Genomic DNA, 17,226 nt, shown 5'->3' with positions numbered 1-17,226 from the left:
CTCATGCCTTTACCTGACTTCAACTCCTCAGAACCTTTCACCCTTGGCATTGAGCTGGAACTCCAGGTGGTTAACCCGCCGGGTTACGATCTCAGCCAGGACTCTTCCGCCCTGATTGCCGCTGTAAAAAATGAGATCAACGCCGGTGAAGTGAAGCACGACATCACCGAGAGTATGCTCGAAATCGCCACCGGCGTGTGTAAGGACATTAACCAGGCCGCTGCGCAGTTTTCTGCCATGCAGCAGAGCATCCTGCGCGTGGCGGCGGACCAGCATATTCAGATCTGTGGTGGCGGAACGCATCCGTTTCAAAAATGGCAGCGTCAGGAGGTGTGCGATGATGAGCGCTACAACATCACGCTGGAGCGGTTTGGTTATCTGATTTTGCAGGCCACGGTGTTTGGCCAGCACGTGCATATCGGATGCCGGACCGGAGATGACGCCATTTACCTGCTGCACGGCCTGTCACACTTTGTGCCGCACTTTATCGCCCTGGCGGCAGCTTCGCCGTATATGCAGGGCACCGATACCCGGTTTGCTTCGTCGCGGCTCAATATCTTTTCCGGGTTCCCGGATAACGGCCCGATGCCGTGGGTGAACAACTGGCAGGCGTTCGAGGGGCTGTTTCGCCGCCTGAGTACCACCAGCATCGTCGACAGCATTAAAGATTTACACTGGGATATACGCCCAAGCCCGCACTTTGGCACGGTGGAAGTCCGGGTGATGGATACCCCCCTCACGCTTTCACACGCCATTAATATCGCCGGGCTTATCCAGGCTACCGCACACTGGCTGCTGGCCACCCGGCCCTACCAGCATCAGGAGCGCGATTTTCTGCTGTATCGCTTTAACCGGTTCCAGGCCTGCCGCTATGGGCTGGAAGGGATATTGACCGACGTGCATACCGGAGAACAAAAAACCATTGCGGAGGATATCGCGTGGCTACTGGAGCAGGTTGCGTCGTCGGCCGGGAAACTTGGCGCAACCAGCGCCATCACGGAGATTGCCCTGCTGTTAAAACAGGGCAAAAGCGAGGCGCAGCAGATGCGGGATTTCATCAACGATGGTGGTTCGCTGACCTCGCTGGTGCAAAAACATTGCGAACTCTGGGCAACTAGTCCGTAAGCCGGTGCCCCCACTCACGCAGACGCTGGAACAGTACAAACAGGGCCGGGATAAAGACAATCCCGATCAGGGTCGCAACCAGCATCCCGCTGAATACCGTTGTACCAATGATCCGGCGGCTCTGCGCCCCTGCCCCGGTCGCCAACATCATCGGCAATACGCCGATAATAAAGGACACCGCCGTCATCATGACCGCACGGAAACGGCGTGACGCTCCCTCTCGCGCCGCATCGACAATCGCCATTCCCTCGTTACGTTTCGCGCGGGCAAACTCGACGATGAGAATCGCGTTCTTCGCGGCAAGGGCTATCAACAACACCAGGCCAATCTGCACGTACACATCATTGGCATACCCCGCAATCCACAGCCACACCAGCGCCCCGCCGATGGCAAAGAGTACCGACAGCATTACGCTCGCGGGCAGTGTCCAGCTTTCGTACTGGGCCACCAGGAACAACCAAGCCATCACCACGGCGGCTAGCACGATCCAGATAGCCTGGTTACCGGTCTGCTGCTCCTGATACGACATACCGCTCCAGGCATAGTCATATCCGGCAGGCAGGTTTTCTGCCAGCAGTTGCCCCATCACCGCCATCGCGGTGCTGCTGCTCACCCCATCCGCCGCAGAACCGCTCACCGACACCGACGGGAACTGGTTGTACTGCTGTAAAAACGGCGCGCCCACAGTCGGGGTAATGGTGACCAGATTACTCAGGCGTACACGCTCACCAGTGTTGCTGCGCACGTACAGATCGCTGATTTGCTCCGCACGCTCGCGCCACTGCATCTCGTTTTGCATCACCACGTGATAGACCCGGTTGTTGACGCTGAAATCCCCGGCGCGCGTGCCGCCAAACGCGGTTTGCAGGCTGCTGAAGATGCGTGAAACCGGCACATCAAGACGCGCCGCGCGTTCGCGATCGACGCTCAGCGTCAGCTGCGGCACGTTGCTGCTCCAGGTGGTAAAGACACGGTTGAGCTGCGGATGCTGGTTCGCTTTCAGCAGAATGCCGCGCGTAACCTGCTCCAGCTCCGCCGGGCTTTGTCCTGCCTGCGCCTGAATACGCAGGTCGAAGCCGGAGGCGTTTCCCAACCCCGGCAGCGTTGGCGGCGCAAAGGTCATGATCGTCGCTTCCGGCAGCGCCAGCAGCTGGCGCTGCAGCGTGCCCATCACCTCATCCAGCGGCGGACGCTCGCTCCAGTCTTTGAGCATGATGGAGATAAAGCCGCCGTTGGAGGCGCTGGTGCCGTTGAGGATGTTAAACCCGGACACCTGAATCACGTCTTCCACCGCCGGATTTTTGGCTATTAATTCGCGTGCCGTGGTCATCACCGCTTCGGTACGCTCCAGCGATGCCGCTTCCGGCAGCTGGACGCTGGCGAAGAAGTAGCCCTGGTCTTCCTGCGGCAGGAAGCCTTTTGGCATCGACATAAAGCTAAACACGACCACCGCCGCCGCACCTGCGGTGGCCAGCAGCGCCAGCCACGGCCGCAGGTTTAATACATTCACGATACGGGTGTAGAAACCGCGCGTGGCATCCAGACCGCGGTTAAAGGCGCGATAAACTGCGGCAGGTTTCTCGGGGCGCGGGCGTAGCAGCATCGCGCACAGGGCTGGCGTCAGCGTCAGCGCCACCAGGCTTGAGAGCGTGACGGCGGTTGAGAGCGTCACCGCGAACTGACGGTACAGCTCGCCAACAATTCCCGGCAGAAGCGCGACCGGCACAAACACGGCCAGTAGAACCAGCGTCGTCGCAATCACCGGCCCGGCGATCTGGCGCAGCGCCTGCGCGGTGGCTGCCGTCCGGCTCTGGCCTTCCGCCATCAGCGATTCAACACTTTCCACCACCACAATGGCATCATCCACCACCATGGTGAGCGCCAGGATAATGGCGAACAGGCTTAGCGTGTTGGCGGAATACCCGAGCGTATAAAGCACGGCGAACGTCCCGACCAGCGACACCGGAATGGCAAGCGCCACAATCAGCGTCGCGCGCCAGCTTTGCAGAAACAGGGAAACGACCAGCACAACGGCAAGCATGGTAAGTGCCAGCGAGACGCCGATCTCTTTAATGGTGGCGGCAACAAAGGAGGTGGTATCGAACTTCACTTCATAAACCAGATCGTCCGGGAAGCGCGTCGAGAGTCGCTCCAGCTCCGCACGCACCGCGTCAGCCACGCGCAGGGCGTTGGCGGATGGCGTTGGATAAATGCCAAGATAGGCGGAATCATGGCCGTTTAGCTGCGCGCCGGAGCTGTAGCTGCGTGAGCCAAGCTCAATGGTTGCGACATCCTGAAGGCGCACCAGCTGCCCCTGCTCCCCGGCACGAATAATGATGTTACCGAACTCTCCGGCCTGGCTGAGGCGCCCTAATCCATTGATGGTTAACGTCTGTTGCTGGCCGTTAAAGACCGGCGGCGTTCCCACCTGGCCTGCCGCGCCCTGGACGTTTTGCTCGCGCAGCGCCTGGGAAATATCGTCAGTCGTCACGTTCAGGGCGTTCATGCGATCCGGGCGTAACCAGATGCGCATACTGTAGTCGCGCGCGCCGAACATCTGTACCTGCCCCACGCCCGGCAAGCGCGCCAGTGCCTCACGCACCTGCGTGCTGGCATAGTTGCTGACAAACAGTGGCGAATGGGTCTTATCCGGTGAGTAAAGGCTTACCCCCATCATCAGGTTGGTGGCGCGTTTTCGCACCTGCACGCCGTTTTGCTGCGCCTCTGCGGGCAGCTGCGCCACGGCCTGCGCCACGCGGTTTTGCACGTCGATGGCGGCGAGGTCTGGATCGGTGCCCGCCGCAAAGGTGATGTTCAGGCTATACGTGCCTTCGTCCGAACTGGTGGACTCCATATAGAGCATGTGATCCACGCCGTTTAGCTGTGTTTCCAGCGGTGTGGCGATGGCCTCGGCCACGTCAGCCGAGCTGGCGCCTGGCCAGGAGGCGCTCACATTCACCACCGGAGGCGTGATTTGCGGGTACTGCTCCACGGGGATGATTTTGAGCGCAATCGCGCCAAGAAGCGTTATCACCAGCGCAATGACCATCGCGAAACGCGGGCGTTTGATGAAAAACGTCAGCATGATGGCTCCTTAATTCAGTATCTGGACAACGGCGCCAGGCTGCACGCGCTGTGCACCCTCGGCGATGGCCCGCTCACCGGGCTTCACACCCGAGACGATCCGGAACTGCTGCCCCATCTGCCCGGCTATTTTCAGCGGGCGTTTTTCAGCTTTCCCGTCATCATTCACCACCCAGGTAAAGTACCCGTCACCGTTTTGCTGCACTGCGGCGGCCGGCAGAGTCATGACATCCTGCTCGCTGGAAGGACGCAGCCAGACATTGACGTTGCCGCCCGGCAACAGCTGATGACGCGGGTTCGCAAACTCAGCACGCAGCATCACGCTGGCGGTGCGTGGGTCGATACGGTTATCCACCGAGGTCAGTTCGCCATTTTCACGCTGGCCGTTGCTATTGATTTGCGCCTGCCAGGCCTGTTTCAGGGCGCTGATATCCGCATGTTGTCCGGCTTTGGTTGCAAATGCCCCCTCTTCCAGCGCGAATGCGATGCGAATGGGATCGAGCTGAACCACCTCCACCAGCACACCGCTTGCCGGGTTTACCAGACTCCCCTGATGAAACTGGCTATGCCCCACGCGGCCATCGATGGGTGATGTGATGCGGGTGTAGGTCAGCGTGACGTTACGTGCCTCTAAGCGCGCCTGAGCCTGCTCCAGCGCAGCACTTGCCACATCGCGTTGCATCCGGGCGTTATCCACATCATTCCGGCTGATGGCATTGCTGTTTTTCAGGCTTTCAAAGCGCGTCAGCTGCTGCTGTGCCTGGCGTAACGTGGCGCTGGCGCTTTTCACCTCGGCCTGTGCCAGACGCACCGCGGCACGCGGTTCGGCATCGTCCAGCTCAAACAACACATCACCTTTTTTCACATACTGACCGTCGCGGAAATGGGTTTGGGTGATAACGCCTTCCGTGCGGGCGCGCAACTCAACGGTGTGGATGGCTTCGATACGCCCTGGGATCTGGCGTTCCGCGGCGTGAGCGGTTTGCTCTACGGTGGCTATGCGCACCGGAATAGCGGCGGCAAATGCGGTTTGCAGGGTGCAGGCGAGGAAAGTAAGAAGGAGTGGGATTTTCATGGGAGTACCTCAGTATTTTCCCCTCACCCCGGCCCTCTCCCACCGGGAGAGGGTTAGGGTGAGGGCAAAAAGTTATGCAGCCTTACGGAACCTGCGGGTCAGACGCTTCTCGATTTCAACGATGAAGAACATCGCGCCTGCAATCACCAGCGTGATAGCCCAGTAGCGCAGCGGCAGGGCTTCGGTGCCAAACAGCATCTGCATAAACGGCAGGTAGATAATCGCCAGTTGCAGCAGTAACAGCACGCCAGTTACCAGCCAGATACCTTTGTTCGCCAGCAGACCACGGTTGAGGGAGAACCCGTCGGCGTTACGGCAGTTGATCATGTACACCCACTGCGCACACACCAGCATCTGCAACAGCACGGTACGCGTGAACTCTGCGCTGTGGCCACGTGGCGCCAGCCAGGCTTCCAGCGCAAATGCGGCGATGGCGATCATGGTGCCAACAAAAGCCACACGCCACACGGCAAAGGCATCCATCACGTGCTGCCCGGTCTGACGTGGTGGGCGCTTCATGATATTTCTCTCAGCGGCTTCAAAAGCAAGGCCGAAGGAGAGCGTGGCGGAGGTGGCCATGTTCATCCACAAAATCAGGACCGGCGTCAGCGGAATGATGTTCCCCGCCAGCAGCGCAATCACAATCAACAACCCCTGTGCCAGGTTGGTTGGCATGATGAACAGAATGGTTTTCTTCAGGTTGTCGTAAACGCGTCGCCCTTCTTTTACCGAGCTGGCAATGGTGGCGAAGTTGTCATCCGTCAGCACCATGTCTGCCGCTTCTTTGGTGACTTCGGTGCCTTTAATTCCCATCGCGATACCGACATCAGCCTGACGCAGGGCTGGCGCATCGTTGACTCCGTCACCGGTCATGCCGACGATTTCACCTTTGTCCTGCAAGGCTTTCACCAGACGTAGCTTATGCTCCGGGCTGGTACGGGCGAAGATGTCATATTCCACCGCCGCATTTGCCAGCTCCTGATCGTCCATTTTCTCCAGCTGATAGCCTGTCACCGCCTGCACGCTGTTGGTGATCCCCAGCATCTGGCCGATGCTCATCGCCGTTTGCGGGTGATCGCCGGTGATCATCTTCACGCGGATCCCGGCCTGCTGACAGGCGTGGATTGCATCGATAGCTTCCGGGCGTGGCGGATCCATCATGCCGGCGATACCGAGGAAAATCAGCCCGTGCTTCAGGTCGTCATGGGTAAGCCGGGTCTCACCGTTCGCCGGTTTGAACGCAGCAGCAACCATGCGCAGTCCCTGGCGTGCGTAACGCTCCATCTCAGATTCCCAGTACGCGCGGTTAAAGGCTTCCGTACCATTGCGGGTCTGCTGCTGTTCGCACAGGGCGAAAAGCACATCCGGCGCGCCGGTGACCAGGATCTGCTCCTCGCCACCAATCTGGTGGTGCGTGCTCATGTATTTGTACTGAGAGTCAAACGGGATCTTGTTAACCAGCGTGGTCATCACCGGCTCCAGGTTTGCCTTCGCCGCCAGCACTTTTAGAGCGCCTTCGGTTGGTCCGCCGGTAATGCCCCACAAACTACGCTCATCCTGAATCAGCTGGCTGTCGTTACACAGGTCGATGGTACGCAGGTACTGCTCCAGCACGGTGCCCGGCTGGATTTGTACCGGCTCATCGCTGCCTTCAAGATAGATGTTACCCACGGGCTCATAGCTGTTGCCGTCCACGCGATAGCAAGTGTCCGCCGTGATAATGGCTTTAACGGTCATTTCGTTCATGGTCAGCGTGCCAGTTTTATCCGAGCAGACCACGGTCATCGCCCCCAGGGTTTCTACCGTTGGCAGCTTACGGATAATGGCGCGTTTGCGTGCCATCGCCTGTACGCCCAGGGAAAGGATAATGGAGATAATCGCCGGTAAACCTTCCGGTACCGAAGCCACTGCAAGGCTTATCAGCGAGAGCAGCAATTCCCCCATCGGGATATCGCGCAATACCAGGCTGAAGACAAACAGCGCGGCCATCATCGCCAGAATTATGGCAAAAATGGCTTTACCCAGTTTATCCATCTGCACCAGCAGCGGGGTACGGTGCTTTTCAATACCGGCCATCATCTGATTGATATGGCCAAGCTCAGTATCCTGCCCGGTGGCAATAACCACCCCCACGCCACCACCCGCGCTGACAGTGGTACCGGAAAACACCAGGTTGGTGCGGTCTCCCAGCGATAATTCACCTTCGAGTGGCAGAATGTGTTTATCCACAACCGTTGATTCACCCGTTAAAATAGCTTCTTCAACGCGTAAATTATGGGCCTCAATCAGACGCATATCGGCCGGAATACGGTCACCTGCGCGTAATACAATAATATCACCCGGGACTATTTCAGTTGTCGGAATAGTTTCATGGCTGCCATTACGAATTACCCGTGCATCGCTGGAAAGCATATTGCGAATACTTTGCAGGGATTTTTCAGCGTTACTTTCCTGGATATGACCAATCAGTGCATTAATGACCGCCACGCCTAAAATAACCAGCGTGTCGACCCAATGCCCCATGACAGCGGTGAGTGCCGCAGCAGCCAGCAGAACATATATCAGCACATCATTAAAATGCGCCAGAAAACGCAGCCACGCAGGCTTGCCCTTTTTTTCCGGCAGCGCATTCGGGCCATACTGGTGCAGACGGGCTTTCGCTTCTGTGCGGTCAAGGCCGTCCGCATGAGTCTGCTTGTGAGCAAGGACTTGCTCTACCGTTTGCTGGTAGGGCTTCCCCTGCACATTTCCCCCTGCGGGCGGTATATTCTGCGAGTTCATCATCTTGGTCATTACGTCATATCCTTCAATATCCGGTGGACGGAAGCCTGAATTCCTTTCTGGCTTTAATAAATTCATTTTTAAGGCTTGCGGCTTAAATTGATCTACCGCAATATAATTACTGCCGGGTTATTCAAAACTGATTAAAACTATTTCGATGAACTGATTTTTACAAAATATTTCTAAACCAAAACTAAACAAGGAGCCACCATGTTTGGCATTTATCGCGGACGCCGCCTGGCGTTATATATTATCGCCGCCATTGTTATTGCAACGTTAATTGGATATAGCACATATACATTTGTAAAATTATTTGCCTGAGGAAGACATTAATTTACATAACCCGATATTAGCTTAATCGCCTTAAGAATATTATTCTGTTTCGGTTATTTATTAGCGAAATACGCCTCTGGTTTTATCCAAAAGTGAATGTCGGGTTTATATTGCTTTACGCTACAATATGCCCGACAATAACTTTTTTAACTGACGATTAACATTAATATGAAACACCCGTTAGAATCGCTGCTAACAGCCGGGGGCATTCTGCTGATGGCCCTGCTCTCTTGCCTGCTGTTACCGGCGCCCTCGCTCGGGCTGGTGCTGGCGCAGAAAATGATGGCGACCTTCCACCTGGTCGATCTTAACCAGCTCTACACCATCCTTTTCTGCCTGTGGTTCCTGATGCTTGGCGCCATCGAATTCTTTATCCTGCGTTTCGTCTGGCGCCGCTGGTTTTCACTGGCGTCGTAAGCCGGTGAAATCGCGCATTCCGTGGATCAGCGCCTCACACCAGGCCGCATAGTCATGGCCGCTGGATGACGGATGGAAGCTGACGCGATTGCCTTTCTCCCGCAACACCTGTTCAAAATCCTGCGTGGTGCGATAAATTCCCCCGCCCGGCCCCGTGGTTTCAAACTTGCCGGCCTGTAGCCAGAAGCGTACCGGATACCGCGGCGCCTGCTGGTACTGCCGCGTAAGCCAGCCGGGCGCTTCCCCTTTTGGCGCCCACCAGTAAGAGCCTGAAAGACTTAGCACGTTACCAAACAGGCGCGGGTAGCGCAGCGCCACCCACGACGAGGCAATTCCCCCGTAGCTCGACCCCGCCAGTACCGTTTTCTGCCGCTGTATCGCAATCCCCTGCCCGCGCAGCCACGGCAGCAGTTCATGCGCCATAAAGTCGGCAAAATCCGGGTTCGGCGGCAGCTCTTTAGCACGACGGGCATGATCAAGGCTGTCGATAAACACTACGTTGACGGGCGGCAGATGGTGCCGGGCAATCAGGCCATCCAGTACGTTGGCGAAGTGGTACTCATCCTGATAAATCTGCCCGTCAAAGAGGATCAGCGTCCAGCGTGCAGGCTGTGCGCCACGCGGCCTGTAGATCATCACTTCGCGGGAATTGCCGAGGATCTTGCTCGCTATGTTCTGACGGCTTAGCGTCCCGTGCACCAGCGGCTGCGCCGTGGCCTGAACGGTACAGTAGCGCGCGGGACTAAGATCGAGCAGCGAATAGCGGTTCCAGCGATCGGTTTTCTGTTCTCCAAAGGTATTTGGGTTGAGCGGATCGGCCTGAGCGCTCACCAGAATGGCGCGCCGCTGGTCGCGCGGGGAGCCGTCAATCACCGGCACGTCCGGCGCAATCTTGTACTGCATCACCGTGTCGGCGGGCACCACGTAGCTGCGGAACCAGACGTCGCTTTTGCCGAGACGAAACAGCGGATCGTGATCGCCCGCCGGCGAGCCGAGAATAAAGACGTTATCCCGCGCGCCGCGCCACAGGAAGGTAACGCGCTTGTGGCTCGCATCAACCGGCTCCACCATCGGCGTTCCCTGCCGACTCTGCGCCTGCCAGAACGCGTCAGTACTCCCACCGGCAGCAATCTCTTTTGCCAGCGCCTGAAGCGTCGGGCTTTCAGGTGCCAGCATTTGTACACGCGGTAAGGCGGAGGTCTCTTTCATCCGCCACTGAAAACGCCAGGGTTTACCCGCTTCACCGTGCAGCACCAGCGAGGTGGGTTGCTTCACCGGCAGCGCAAACAGGAGCGTGTGTTCGCCATCGGCGGGGCCATTTTCAATCAGCGTGCGGATGCTGCGGTTTTGCCCATCCAGCAGGCGAGCATCCGTTACGCCGTTCAGCGTGGCGGAAACGTAATTCTCGTCCAGCGGCGGAAGTAAAAAACAGACTTCGCCGCTGGCATCAAACTTCCCCTGAACGTCTCCCTGCAGGGAAGAGTGCTCACAGGCCGCCGCCATCGCTGGCAACGAACCGATCCCGATTAACAACCCGCTCCATACCCTCTTCATTACCACTTGTTCCCTGACGAAATTTGTTACCAACGCTAATGCAAATGGTAATAATTTGCAATATCATCTACACCGATTTACCGGTGTTTTTATGGCGATAGCAACCAAGGACGTTAAATAAAAATGTTTAAAAATAATAAGATAATGCAGCTCTGGCTGCTGAGTATGGCGATGGTCAGCGTCACGGCCCAGGCAGAAACGAAAGAAGAAACCATTACGGTAACGCAGGGGGTCAGCGAAGAACCCACCGCCCCCGTGAAGGGGATTGTAGCCACCAAAACCCTCTCTGCGACCAAAACCAGCGCCGAGATCGTGAAGACGCCTCAGTCGGTGTCGGTGATCACCCGCGATCAGATGAAGATGCAGGACGTCACCTCCGTGTCACAGGCGCTGCGCTACTCGGCGGGGGTGTTTACCGAATACCGCGGATCGTCGAACCGTAACGATGAAGTGTTTGTGCGCGGCTTTAGCTATGTGCCGAAATTCCTCGACGGCCTGAGCTTTGGCGCAACGGCCTCGTCGCAGACGGGCACAGTAGACCCGTGGCTGCTGGAGCGTGTGGAGCTGGTGCGCGGCCCGGCGTCGGTTCTGTTTGGTCAGGTCAACCCTGGCGGGTTAATCAGCATGACCAGCAAACGGCCGACCGTGGAATCCATCCATAACGTGCAGTTCCGCACCGGCAATAACGACCTGGCAGAAGGCGCGTTTGATTTCGGCGGTAAGCTCAGCGACGATGGCCGCGTGCTGTATCGCGTGAACGGTATCGCTCGCACCCAGCATAATCAGGTTGATGATTACAAAGAGACGCGTATGGCGATTGCTCCGGCGATCACCTGGTATCCGAACGATCAGACCCGCTTTACGCTGCTCACCAGCTACCAAAAAGATCCGGACGCGGGCTACCGCAACTTCTTGCCCGCCTACGGCACGGTGAAAAGCGTCGATGGGAAATACATCCCGCGCGACTTTAACGTCAGCGATCCGGATTACGATCAATCCTGGCGCGAACAAACGATGATTGGCTACGAGCTGGAACACCAGTTCGCCGATAACCTCACCTTCCGCCAGAACGCGCGTTACGCCACCATTAAGCAGAAATACCGCTATCTGGTTTACGCCACCAGCGCCGCTAACAGCTCGGTGTTAACCCGTCGCGCCCAGCATGAGGAACGCACCACCAACGAGTTTGGCCTCGACAACCAGCTAGAATACCTGGTGAATACCGGTGAAGTTGGCCATACCCTGCTCGGCGGATTTGATTACAAAACCAGCAAAGATAAACAGCTGCTGGAGCGTGGGAGCGGCTCTCAGTATGACCTCGACTGGCGAAATCCGGTTTACGGGGTGAACGTGGATGAAAGCACCTTCATGACCGCCACCGACGAACAGCAAAATCTCGACCAGATGGGCCTGTATCTGCAGGATCAGATGAGCTGGAACAACTGGGAATGGCTGGTTTCCGGACGTTACGACTGGAGCGAAGTGCGCACCAACGACTTCACCGACGGCAGCTTCACCCAGCAAAACGACAGCAAATTTACCTGGCGTACCGGGCTGCTGTACGCGTTCGATTTTGGCCTGTCGCCGTATGTCAGTTATAGCACCTCGTTTGAACCGAACCTGCAAACCAACCGCGCGCCGGGCGTGGGGCCGTTTAAACCGACCACCGGTGAGCAGACCGAAATCGGCCTGAAGTATCAGCCTGTCGATACCACGCTGATGACCCTGGCGCTGTACGATTTAACCCAGGACAACGTGGCAACCTACAACAGCACCGAAGGCTGGTTCGAGAACGCAGGCAAGGTGCGTTCGAAAGGCGTTGAGGCGGAGATCCACTCCACGCTGATGGACAACATCAACCTGATTGGTTCGTACACTTACACGGATGCGAAAACCCGGAGCACAACGGTGGCGGGAACTGAAGGTAAAACGCCTGCACGAATTCCGGCGCATATGGCTTCGGCTTTCGCCAGCTACACCATTCCGGGCGGCGCGCTCAAGAGCCTGACCGCAGGCGTCGGGATGCGCTACATCGGCACCAGCTACGGCGATGCGAAGAACACCTTTAAGGTGCCGTCGGTGGACTTGTATGACGCGATGGTGAACTACGATCTGGGTGAGATGAGCAGCAGCCTGAAAGGGGCGAGCATGCAATTCAACGTGAACAACGTGGCGGATACCAAGTATGTGGCATCGTGCGCAAGCGACACGGCGTGCTTCTACGGGATTGGCCGCACGGTCACAGCGACGGTGAATTACAGCTGGTAGGGATTGTGCGGTCTGGCCCCTCACCCTCACCCTCTCCCGGTGGGCTGAGGGTTCCCCAGTAATTTGTGTCTTTAATTCAGCGATGACATTACGCCATTGAAATAAAAGACTTACAGCGGTGCCATGGTCCGGCCGAAAATCGCCGAAGCGTTTCCTGTAGGCCGGGGCGAGGCGCATGGATGCGCCGAGAGGGCGCGACTTGCATGGACGCTGCATCGCGCCCGACCCGAAAGCCGAAAGGAATAAGCTGAGGGTACCGCGAAGCGGCGATTTTCTTGCCGGGAGCCCGGGTCGCCAGGGTAGCGGCGGTGAGCTACCCTGGCACGTTCACCGGTAATGTAGTGACAGAGTAGCAAGGAATATAAAGTGAACGGAATGACCACCTGAGCTGTATGTTCCCCCTCACCCCAACCCTCTCCCCAAAAAGGAGAGGGAGCCGTCCGTGCTCGTATTTTTGTGGGGATCCCTCAACCCAAAGGGAGAGGGGACAATTACACCCTCGCCCCTTTGGGGAGAGGGCCGGGGTGAGGGGGAAGGTATTTCAATGCGCCCTGCTGTGGTTCTCTTTGCGGTACGCACCAGGCGGCTGGTGGAACGTGCGGGTGAAGATGCGGGTAAACGTCTGTTGCGAGTCAAACCCGTAGCGCAGGCAGATCTCGTACACCCTCTCATTCGACTCGCGCAGATCGCGCGCCGCCAGCAGCAGCTTACGTTCACGGATGTAGCGTCCCAGACTCTCGCCTTTGTATTGCATAAACAACCGCTGTAAGTGCCACTTTGAATACCCCGAGTGGCGGGCAATCTCTTCAATGCGCAACGGTTGATGTAAGTTGTCGTCGATCCACTCGACGATGGTGTCGATGACCTGAGCGGAAATAGTCATGCTGCTCTCCCCCTCTGTTTCGCGATTAAACATTATTCCCACCACTGGCTAAATTGTTGGGTGGTATCACCCACGCGGACGGGTTCGCCCAGTTCCGGCGTCAGCAGCCGATAATTTTTATCCTTGCTGGCTCTTGCCAGCTGGATCAGCGGATCGTTCCAGGTGTGCTTCGCCAGCACAAAACGTCCGTTATGCCCCGGTACAACGGCTCTGGCGTTAAGATCTGCCGACGCCTGCGCGGTTTCATCCGGCAGCATGTGGATGTACTTCCAGTCCTGGTCGTACTGGCCGTTTTCCATAATGGCTAAATCCACCTCGCCAAACTGCTCACCAATAGCTTTGAAGTGCGGTCCGTAACCGGAATCACCGCTGTAGTAAACTTTCTGCTCAGGCGTGACGAACATGAAGCTGCCCCACAGGGTCTGGTCACGCTTGATGCCGCGCCCGGAGAAATGACGTGCCGGGAGTACATGCACTGTCAGTTCATCGCTGATGCGCACCGACTGATTCCAGTCGCGCTCGTCGATGATCGCCGGGTTCATACCCCAGTAGCGCAGATGCGACCCCACGCCCAGCGGCGTGACCACACGCTTCACCTTCGGCAGCAGCGCCTTGATGGTGGCGTAATCCAGATGATCGTAGTGATCGTGAGAGATAATCAGCAGGTCGATGTCCGGCATGGACTCCGCGCGCCACGGGTATTCACCCGCAAAGGCCTTGTTCAGGAACGAGAACGGCGCGGCGTAGTTGCCAAGCACCGGATCGATCAGGATGCGTTTGCCCGCCAGCTGCATAAACCAGGACGAGTGGCCGAGCCACACCAGCGTGTCCTGTTCCAGCGGCAGGCTCGCCAGATCGGTATTCACCAGCGGCAGCGGCTGCGCAGGACGCGCGTTTTCAGTTTTTTTGGTCAGAAACTCCCACATCGCCACCAGCATATTTTTGTCGCCGTTATAGCCCGGCGTAGGCAGCGTATTGTGGAAACGCCCGTCGCGATACTGCGCAGACGCTTCAACTTCCGTTAGTTGCTCACCCTGCGGTGGCTGGCCAAATCCGGCATTCAGGACAAAAGGTAAACTTGCAGCTGAAGCAATAATCATGACAAACACCACGCAGAGGAATAGAGGCTTTTTCATATCCTGACCCGGCTACGCGCCCCATCCGATGGATTGCGCGGGTAAACTTGATTATGAGTGAGTAAGCACTCATTATAGATATGACGAGAAAGTCGTCAAGACGTTTTCGATCTTTGACATTCCGCGTTGCAGCATGGCAAAGCACGTGTTTCAATCATGGTTTTTACAATTGACAGGAGGGGAAATTTAGTGGCACGTCCTAAGAGTGAAGATAAAAAACAGGCCTTACTGGAAGCAGCAACAGCTGCATTTGCACAGTCAGGTATCGCCGCCTCAACGGCCTTAATCGCCCGTAACGCGGGCGTCGCCGAAGGCACGCTGTTCCGCTACTTTGCTACCAAAGACGATCTGCTGAATGCCCTCTATCTGCACCTGAAGCAGGATCTCTGCCAGACGATGCTGGCAAATCTTGATCGCAGCATTACCCTGCCCAAAGAGCATACCCGCAACATCTGGAACAGCTACGTGGACTGGGGTATTCGTAACCCTGTCGCGCACGCAGCCATTCGCCAGCTTGGTGTCAGTGAAAAAATCAACGCTGAGACCGAACAGGCCGTAAAAGACATGTTCCCGGAACTGCATGAACTGTGCCGCCGCTCGGTGCGCCAGGTGTTTATGTCTGATGAATTCAAAACGTTCGGTGATGCCATTTTCTTATCGCTGGCTGAAACCACAATGGAATTTGCCACCCGCGATCCGTCACGTGCCGTCGATTTTAAAGCACTCGGCTTTGAAGCCATGTGGCGCGGGCTGGCTCAGGAGGAAGCCGATGGACGGTAAATCGTTGCAGGAACACGCGAAACGCGTGGCGCTGGAGCAGCCGTTCACGGAACACTGCTGGCCGTTTGGCCCGGAATTCGACGTGTTTAAGGTGGGCGGTAAGATCTTTATGATTGTCGCGGTCGCCCACGGGCGGCCACACGTCAGCCTGAAATCCGATCCTGAAAAATCCTTGTTAAATCAGCAGATCTACCGCGGTATTGAGCCGGGTTATCATCTGAATAAAAAACACTGGATCTCACTTTATGGCACCGAGGATATAACGCCGGAGCTGGTCGCCGACCTGATCGCCGACTCGTGGAACCTGATTGTCGATAAGCTGCCCAAAAAAGATCAAAAGTGGATACGCCCGGTCTGATTGTTCGGCTAAGACGAACAGTATAAGCGCTCGTATTGCACTTATCTTTTCCCGCATTGCCTTGTAATCTGCTTTCCTTTCGCGCCCGCAGACGGGCGAATTTCATCACCAGGAGTTGTTATGGATATCATTTCTGTCGCCCTGAAACGCCACTCTACTAAGGCGTTCGACGCAAGCAAAAAACTGACCGCTGAAGAAGGCGAGAAAATTAAAACCCTGCTGCAATACAGCCCGTCCAGCACCAACTCACAGCCATGGCACTTCATTGTTGCCAGCACTGAAGAAGGTAAAGCGCGCGTGGCAAAATCCGCCGCAGGAAGCTATGTGTTCAACGAACGCAAAATGCTGGATGCCTCTCACGTTGTGGTGTTTTGCGCGAAAACCGCAATGGACGACGCATGGCTGGAGCGTGTGGTAGACCAGGAAGACGCCGATGGCCGTTTTGCCACGCCAGAAGCAAAAGCTGCCAATAACAAAGGCCGCCACTACTTTGCCGACATGCACCGCGTGGACCTGAAAGATGATCATCACTGGATGGCGAAACAGGTTTACCTGAACGTGGGCAACTTCCTGCTGGGCGTGGGCGCGATGGGCCTGGACGCGGTGCCAATCGAAGGCTTCGACGCCGCTATCCTCGACGAAGAGTTTGGCCTGAAAGAGAAAGGCTTCACCAGCCTAGTGGTAGTGCCAGTCGGGCATCACAGCGTGGAAGATTTCAACGCCTCTCTGCCAAAATCTCGCCTGCCGCTGAGCACCATTGTCACCGAGTGCTAATGTAAACGGGCCGCTACATGCAGCCCGTTACTTTTTGCTAATGACCAGCCTGCGATGTGGATGCACCTCACGATCGTGACCCCATGCGAAAGTGATCCACCGTTCTTCCAGTTCAGCATAGGAATTCACCGGTGTTAGCTGCCACTCTTCCCCTACCGTACCGTCTGCCACACTTATCTGATAATTCATGGTGAACGCCCAGTCGATCATTCGTAGCCAGAATCGCTGTCCGTCGCCGGTTTGTTCGCTGTCAGAAACAACGATGTTGTATTCGCTTAGCAGCCACTGAAAGAAAAATTGCGGAAACCCGCTAATCACTCGCTGATGAACGGCACGCGGCGTGCGCCAGACCATTACCTGCGTCGCGGCGCTATGCGGAAAGGTAATCTCTTTATGAAACGTCAGCTTTACAGCATACGCCGTGTAGGGCTTGCCTTCTTCGGTGGTGACCAGGCGGTACTCGTCGCTATAACGTGATTTCAACAGCTGATATCCCACAGGCAGGATAAACCCCGGCAGCTGAAAATCCACTGTACCGCGTGCCAGAAAGGCCTCGGTATGTTCAACGTTTCGGGAGATAAGCCCTAACTTTTGGCTGAAATCTGCGGAATCAATCATCAGTGGCGACATTGGTTATTTCTCATCGCGTAAGTATAGC

At 56.7% G+C, this 17,226-nt stretch carries 13 protein-coding genes; 6 read left to right on the top strand and 7 right to left on the bottom strand.

The features are described from left to right. The first annotated feature begins 3 nt into the window (after positions 1-3). On the top strand, positions 4-1,125 hold the full coding sequence (locus N1249_RS05555; RefSeq protein ID WP_259835211.1) for a YbdK family carboxylate-amine ligase: 1,122 nt from the start codon (positions 4-6) through the stop codon (positions 1,123-1,125). Here N1249_RS05555 and N1249_RS05550 read toward each other — a convergent pair. The 3 genes from N1249_RS05550 to N1249_RS05540 all read right to left on the bottom strand — a co-directional run bounded on the left by N1249_RS05550 (position 1,115) and on the right by N1249_RS05540 (position 8,077). Further along, positions 1,115-4,210 carry an efflux RND transporter permease subunit gene (locus tag N1249_RS05550; protein WP_259835210.1) on the bottom strand — a complete coding sequence of 1,032 codons (3,096 nt, stop codon included), beginning with the start codon at positions 4,208-4,210 and terminating at the stop codon, positions 1,115-1,117. The genes N1249_RS05555 and N1249_RS05550 overlap by 11 nt on opposite strands. Before the next feature lie 9 nt (positions 4,211-4,219). After that, a complete protein-coding gene (locus N1249_RS05545; RefSeq protein WP_259835208.1) occupies positions 4,220-5,284 on the bottom strand; it encodes an efflux RND transporter periplasmic adaptor subunit in 1,065 nt (354 codons plus the stop codon). A gap of 72 nt (positions 5,285-5,356) precedes the next feature. Continuing rightward, positions 5,357-8,077 (bottom strand): cation-transporting P-type ATPase, encoded by a 2,721-nt coding sequence (locus N1249_RS05540; protein ID WP_259835206.1) that lies wholly within the window; start codon positions 8,075-8,077, stop codon positions 5,357-5,359. A 489-nt stretch (positions 8,078-8,566) separates the two neighbouring features. Between N1249_RS05540 and N1249_RS05535 the strand changes: the two genes are divergently transcribed. Beyond that, positions 8,567-8,815, top strand: coding sequence for a DUF1158 domain-containing protein (locus N1249_RS05535; protein ID WP_259835205.1), 249 nt, complete (start codon positions 8,567-8,569; stop codon positions 8,813-8,815). Here the strand turns inward: N1249_RS05535 and N1249_RS05530 are convergent. Continuing rightward, entirely contained in the window at positions 8,801-10,369 is a 1,569-nt protein-coding gene (locus tag N1249_RS05530; RefSeq protein WP_259835203.1) for an alpha/beta hydrolase-fold protein, read from the bottom strand. The genes N1249_RS05535 and N1249_RS05530 overlap by 15 nt on opposite strands. Before the next feature lie 123 nt (positions 10,370-10,492). Here N1249_RS05530 and N1249_RS05525 point away from each other — a divergent pair, with 123 nt between their 5' ends. After that, entirely contained in the window at positions 10,493-12,637 is a 2,145-nt protein-coding gene (locus tag N1249_RS05525; protein ID WP_259835197.1) for a TonB-dependent siderophore receptor, read from the top strand. 541 nt (positions 12,638-13,178) lie between these two features. On the opposite strand, the gene N1249_RS05520 is transcribed toward N1249_RS05525, so the two are convergent. Together N1249_RS05520 and N1249_RS05515 are read right to left on the bottom strand one after the other, a co-directional pair. Continuing rightward, on the bottom strand, positions 13,179-13,520 hold the full coding sequence (locus tag N1249_RS05520) for a RamA family antibiotic efflux transcriptional regulator (protein WP_259835190.1): 342 nt from the start codon (positions 13,518-13,520) through the stop codon (positions 13,179-13,181). A gap of 32 nt (positions 13,521-13,552) precedes the next feature. After that, positions 13,553-14,656, bottom strand: a complete 1,104-nt coding sequence (locus N1249_RS05515; protein ID WP_259835188.1) for an MBL fold metallo-hydrolase — start codon at positions 14,654-14,656, stop codon at positions 13,553-13,555. Between the two features lie 189 nt (positions 14,657-14,845). Here N1249_RS05515 and N1249_RS05510 point away from each other — a divergent pair, with 189 nt between their 5' ends. The 3 genes from N1249_RS05510 (at position 14,846) to nfsB (ending at position 16,568) form a co-directional block, all read left to right on the top strand. Further along, entirely contained in the window at positions 14,846-15,436 is a 591-nt protein-coding gene (locus N1249_RS05510) for a TetR/AcrR family transcriptional regulator (RefSeq protein ID WP_259835186.1), read from the top strand. Continuing rightward, positions 15,426-15,794 carry an MmcQ/YjbR family DNA-binding protein gene (locus tag N1249_RS05505; RefSeq protein ID WP_259835184.1) on the top strand — a complete coding sequence of 123 codons (369 nt, stop codon included), beginning with the start codon at positions 15,426-15,428 and terminating at the stop codon, positions 15,792-15,794. Before N1249_RS05510 ends, N1249_RS05505 begins: the two co-directional genes overlap by 11 nt. Before the next feature lie 120 nt (positions 15,795-15,914). After that, positions 15,915-16,568 (top strand): oxygen-insensitive NAD(P)H nitroreductase, encoded by a 654-nt coding sequence (gene nfsB, locus N1249_RS05500; RefSeq protein ID WP_259835183.1) that lies wholly within the window; start codon positions 15,915-15,917, stop codon positions 16,566-16,568. 27 nt (positions 16,569-16,595) lie between these two features. On the opposite strand, the gene N1249_RS05495 is transcribed toward nfsB, so the two are convergent. Further along, complete coding sequence (locus N1249_RS05495; protein WP_259835181.1) at positions 16,596-17,198, bottom strand: hypothetical protein; 603 nt, start codon at positions 17,196-17,198, stop codon at positions 16,596-16,598. Positions 17,199-17,226: the final 28 nt, after the last annotated feature.

The organism is Enterobacter sp. CP102, assembly GCF_025152625.1.
Classification (GTDB): Bacteria; Pseudomonadota; Gammaproteobacteria; order Enterobacterales; family Enterobacteriaceae; genus Enterobacter; species Enterobacter soli.
The sequence above is the reverse complement of the archived record's forward strand: the minus strand, read 5'-3'. Positions and strand labels throughout refer to the sequence as shown.